Origin of the sequence: Holdemanella porci, assembly GCF_019052655.1 — a bacterium.
Taxonomy (GTDB): domain Bacteria; phylum Bacillota_I; class Bacilli_A; order Erysipelotrichales; family Erysipelotrichaceae; genus Holdemanella; species Holdemanella hominis.
This window is the reverse complement of record NZ_JAHQVB010000100.1, coordinates 1-4,988: the sequence shown is the minus strand read 5'-3', so window position 1 is coordinate 4,988 and position 4,988 is coordinate 1. Positions and strand designations below refer to the sequence as shown.

The window sequence follows — 4,988 nt, the reverse complement described above, 5'->3', positions numbered from 1 at the left end:
GGATTTTTTCCGAATCCGCCAGTGAATTTTAGAAATTATGAATGTCAGGGCCGCCTTGACTGGACAGAAAGATAATGATAAGAGGCCACTTTACTTTGGCGGCCTCTTGTTTTTGAAGCACAGACAGTACGGCTCAATATAAGGAGGGCTTATGTTCAAAAAAATCTTTGAGTACGCAGGGCCATATAAGAAAAATATGTATGTGGCCACGGTTGTCGTACTGGTCAGCGTTCTTACGGGTATCCTGCCTTTTGTGCTGGCCTATCAGGTCATTTCGCCATTGGTTATGGGCGATTCTGTTGAAACAGAATTTGTTTTATTGCGTGTTATAGGGGTTTTGATCTGTCTTGTTTTGCAGGCGTTTTTTTATGGATGGGGATTATCAATTTCTCATAAAGCAGCATATAACACATTGTTGCGGCTGCGGGTATCTCTGCAAAAGAAGTTTGAGAAACTTCCCCTTGGCATTGTGGAGGAAAAAGGGACAGGGACAATCAAAAAGCTGTTTGTCGATGATGTGGACAGCTTGGAATTGCTCCTTGCTCATTCAGTCCCAGAGGGTATCGCAAATTTACTGATCCCGCTGGTGATTTATGTTGCTATGTTTTGTGCGGACTGGAAACTGGCTCTTATGTCTTTGGCCTCTATCCCGATCAGCCTGCTCTCCATGGTCATTATGTACTCTGTTGGAATGAAGCGCATGGGTCCCTACTATCAGTCTGCACAGAAAATGAACAACACGATCATTGAGTACATCAATGGTATGGAGGTTGTCAAGGTTTTCAACCGGGAGAGCGAATCTTACGAGAACTTCCGCAAGGATGTAACGGACTATCGGGATTATACCTTGGCATGGTATAAGGCCGCCTGGCCCTGGATGGCGATATACGGAAGTCTACTGCCCTGCACTGTTATTCTGACTTTGCCTCTTGGGGCATGGTTTGTTCTCTGTGGCATAAGCACTTTACCTGATTTGATTTTAGTCCTCTGCCTTTCCCTCAGCATTGGGATTCCTCTCCTGAAAGCACTGGGCTTTATGGAGACGATTCCGAATCTGAATTATAAGATCACGGCACTTGAACAGATGTTAAATACGGCACCGCTGCAAGCTGCTGAGGATGATTTCCACGGACAGGATTTTAACATTTCTTACGATCATGTTTCCTTTGCGTATCAGACGACACAGCCTGGCCCAGATGGGAAACCGATAATAGCGGAAAACGAAGTCCTCCACGATATTACCTTTGTGGCACAAGCAGGACAAAAAACTGCCCTAGTTGGTGAATCCGGTTCTGGCAAGAGCACCCTTGCAAAACTGTTGATCCACTACTATGACCCGCAGAAAGGGAGCATTTCCATTGGCGGGCATAAACTTTGTGATATGAGCCTGGAGGCATTGAACAGCCGCATTTCCTATGTGGCTCAGGATCAGTACCTGTTTAACACCTCCCTGCTGGAAAATATCCGTCTTGGACGTTTGGATGCTACCGATGAGGAAGTAATGCAGGCGGCGAAGAAAGCCCGGTGTATGGAGTTTCTGGAAAAGCTGCCGCAAGGTATTCACTCCATGGCGGGCGATGCGGGGAAAATGCTTTCCGGGGGGCAGCGCCAGCGAATTTCCCTGGCGCGGGCAATATTGAAGGATGCCCCGATTGTAGTGCTTGACGAGGCTACGGCCTATGCTGATCCAGAAAATGAGGAAAAAATGGAGGCTGCTATTGCGGAGCTGGTGGAGGGAAAAACCTTGGTAGTTATCGCTCACAAACTTCCCGCTATAATGAACGCAGATCAAATATGCGTTATGGATCACGGAAAGATGGTGGCAACCGGAAAACATCAGGAGCTGATTCAAGCTTGCCCAGAATACCAAAAGTTGTGGAAAGCGGCTCAGGACAGCGCCGAGTGGAAAGTATCTACTGCAAAGGAGGGAAGATAAATGTTTGCATTGATTTCAAGAATCCTGAACCTCTCCGGGAGGTATAAAAGCCGTATTCAGGCTGCATTTCTATGTGCATTTGTCGAGTCCATTCTCTCCAAAATGCCGATCTTCATGGCGTTTATTGTCTTGGCCGGGTTTGCTGATAATACGCTGACTGGAAAGACCTGTCTGTTTGTCGGACTTGGATTATTAGCTGTTGTAGTGGTTCAGACAGTGGTTCACTATTTGAGCGACCGTCTGCAAAGTGCCGCTGGATTTATGATCTTTGCTGATAAACGGATGGAGTTGGGAAATCATTTAAGAAAAATGCCGATGGGTTACTTTACATCGGGGAATATTGGAAAAATCAGCTCTGTTCTCAGTACGGATATGGTATTCATTGAGGAAGTTTCTATGAGTACCATTGGCAACATGATGAGCTATATGCTGTCTACTTTGGTTTTAGCTGTTTTTATGTTCGTACTGGATTGGAGACTTGGGCTGATTGCGGTAATCATTACCTTGCTGGCATCACTGGTTGCAAAATATATGAATAAGGTTTCCTTCAAGGAGGCTGTCGGGCGTCAAAACCAAAGCGAGAATTTGACGGATGCGGTCTTGTCTTTTGCTGAAGGAATTGGGGTTATCAAAAGTTACAATCTGCTCGGAGAAAAATCTGACGAATTAACGGAAAACTTCAAAAAATCAAGGGATGTCAATACGAAGTTTGAGCAGAAAATGACACCGTGGACCACTGGCTTAAACATTCTCTATGGCGTGGGTATTGCCGCTATCTTCGGTTTATCCGTTTTTTTACATCAGGAAGGCGTACTCTCCCTGGCTTATCTTTTGGGCGTGCTGCTGTTTGTCTTTGATCTCTTTGGACCTCTGAAAGCTCTTTATGGAGAAGCAACCCGACTGACCGTGATGAATGCCGCATTAGACCGCATTGAAGCTGTTTTGGACGAGCCCGAACTTCCCGATAACGGAAATCAACATATTCTGTCACAGGCACAGCCGGATCAGCCAGAAGTACAATTTAGCGATGTGGGCTTCGCCTATCAGGACAAGGAAGTCCTGCACAACATCAGCTTCTCTATGCAGAAGAATACCATGACCGCACTTGTGGGACCGTCTGGCGGTGGCAAATCCACGATTGCGAACCTTCTGGCGCGGCTGTGGGATGTGAAATCCGGCAAAGTGACAATCCGTGGTACAGATATTCGGGATGTACCTCTCGCCGAACTGATGGAACAGATCAGCATGGTTTTCCAGAGGGTGTACTTGTTCCAGGATACCATTTACAACAATATCAGCATGGGTAAACCGGACGCTACCGAGGAAGAAGTCTATGAGGCTGCAAAAAAAGCCCGCTGCTATGATTTTATCATGGCGCTGCCAGATGGATTCCAGACAGTCATCGGTGAAGGCGGCGCTACTCTGTCCGGCGGCGAAAAGCAAAGAATCTCTATCGCCCGATGCATTTTGAAGGACGCACCGATTGTCATTCTGGATGAAGCGACTGCAAGTGTTGATACCGATAATGAAAGCTATATCCAGGAGGCAATCAATGAGCTGGTAAAGGGTAAAACATTACTTGTGATTGCACATCGCCTGAATACCATCCGTCAGGCAGATCAGATTTTGGTGATCTCTGATGGACGGATCAGCGAACAGGGAACCCATGACGAGCTTATGGCAAAAGCCGGGATTTATCAGGATTTTGTAAATATCCGTAAAAAGGCTTCCGGCTGGAGCCTTGCATAAAGGAGGAACCGATGAAGATTCATGCGTCCGGGGAGGATTATCTGGAGGCTGTGCTGATTCTTCAAAAGAAGCAGGGTATGGTCCGATCCATTGATCTTGCCCGGCACATGGGATTCAGTAAACCGAGCATCAGCCATGCAGTAGGTGTGTTAAAGAATGGCGGTTTCCTGACTGTCGATGAAGATGGATACCTCAATCTGACTAATGCCGGGCGGGAGGTTGCCGAGAAAATTTATGAACGCCATCAGTTCTTTACGGAGCAGCTTGTAGCTGTCGGGGTTGATCGGGAAACTGCAGAAAGAGATGCCTGTCGGATAGAACATGTAATCAGTGAAGAAGCTTTTGAAAAATTGAAAACTTCGGTTGAAAAAAAGTATTAGTACAATGTTGATTCACCGAATCTTTTATGTTCATCATACTATAGAATTGTTGAGAAACGTGAAACAGGGTATGAAACTCGTATACTAAAAGACATTCAGAGTGGAATTACACTAGAAACACTTATGGCAAAAGGACATAGGAAAACGCCGGAAGAAAAAGCAGCTGTTGCGAAACAAAAGAGGAAACAGAGGCGAGCAAAACGGAAAAAAGAAGCAAGAGATAATCTGACCAAAGAAGAGATCTTGCAAGATGACCGATTTTTCTGTATTGCTGGTTATACCTCCGGAGGTGCACCGTATGGTGTCACCTGGGAGGAAAAGGATTTGAAACCTTGGGAAGATTTGGAAGAAAATGAGTGAGTTGCCAGTGCAATCTTATTTTTCTCTTGTGACAGAAACAGGTTCCTTTTTTGCCGGAAGTAAGTCTGAACTGATCTCTGGAGCATCGAGCAGTACAGTGAAATTTTGCTGAATGATCTCTAGGGTTTTCTGCTTTTTCTGCAATTCCTGTTTTTCCCGGACAGTAGCATCCTGTTCAGATTCAAGATTTTCAATCCGCTTCTGGATTTTATTAGAGCTTGGGATTTTGGTGATACCGAGATCCTGAAGCTCTTTTTTTAGTGAATCGTGGAGCTGGTATTCTGCCTGATGTTTGGTGCGGTATGCTTTTGGATTTTTAGCAGATTTACAATCTTCAATTACTTTACGACAAAGCCGGTAAGAATTGCAGTGTTTCTGAATGACTTTCTGCGTGCTCAGCTCACTGTTGATTTGTGCTATTCTTTGGTCGGCAACTTTCACAGAAGCTTCAATGTCAGATACATGCTGCCTGAAATCGTCATAATTCAGCAAGTTATTTTCGGAAAGATAGTTGAAGGTGCGGGCTGCCTCTTTTAGATTATTGAGCTTTGCCCATCGTTCAA

Annotated in this window: 5 protein-coding genes; 4 read left to right on the top strand and 1 reads right to left on the bottom strand. The window is 45.4% G+C overall.

Features of this window, described 5'->3' with window-relative positions; all coding sequences use genetic code 11:
• Positions 1-151 precede the first annotated feature (151 nt).
• From KTQ83_RS11290 to KTQ83_RS11275, 4 genes are all read left to right on the top strand, one after another.
• Positions 152-1,936 (top strand): ABC transporter ATP-binding protein, encoded by a 1,785-nt coding sequence (locus tag KTQ83_RS11290; protein WP_138344132.1) that lies wholly within the window; start codon positions 152-154, stop codon positions 1,934-1,936.
• Positions 1,937-3,685 carry an ABC transporter ATP-binding protein gene (locus KTQ83_RS11285; protein WP_015528447.1) on the top strand — a complete coding sequence of 583 codons (1,749 nt, stop codon included), beginning with the start codon at positions 1,937-1,939 and terminating at the stop codon, positions 3,683-3,685.
• 11 nt (positions 3,686-3,696) lie between these two features.
• Complete coding sequence (locus KTQ83_RS11280; protein ID WP_015528448.1) at positions 3,697-4,065, top strand: metal-dependent transcriptional regulator; 369 nt, start codon at positions 3,697-3,699, stop codon at positions 4,063-4,065.
• 123 nt (positions 4,066-4,188) lie between these two features.
• Entirely contained in the window at positions 4,189-4,425 is a 237-nt protein-coding gene (locus tag KTQ83_RS11275) for a hypothetical protein (protein ID WP_015528449.1), read from the top strand.
• Between the two features lie 15 nt (positions 4,426-4,440).
• On the opposite strand, the gene KTQ83_RS11270 is transcribed toward KTQ83_RS11275, so the two are convergent.
• A partial coding sequence (locus tag KTQ83_RS11270; protein WP_217256857.1) for a hypothetical protein occupies positions 4,441-4,988 on the bottom strand: 548 nt, incomplete at its 5' end.

Coding starts and splice junctions, on each gene's coding strand:
- KTQ83_RS11275 (WP_015528449.1), top strand. CDS start 4,189: ATGGCAAAAGGACATAGGAAAACGCCGGAAGAAAAAGCAGCTGTTGCG.
- KTQ83_RS11285 (WP_015528447.1), top strand. CDS start 1,937: ATGTTTGCATTGATTTCAAGAATCCTGAACCTCTCCGGGAGGTATAAA.
- KTQ83_RS11280 (WP_015528448.1), top strand. CDS start 3,697: ATGAAGATTCATGCGTCCGGGGAGGATTATCTGGAGGCTGTGCTGATT.
- KTQ83_RS11290 (WP_138344132.1), top strand. CDS start 152: ATGTTCAAAAAAATCTTTGAGTACGCAGGGCCATATAAGAAAAATATG.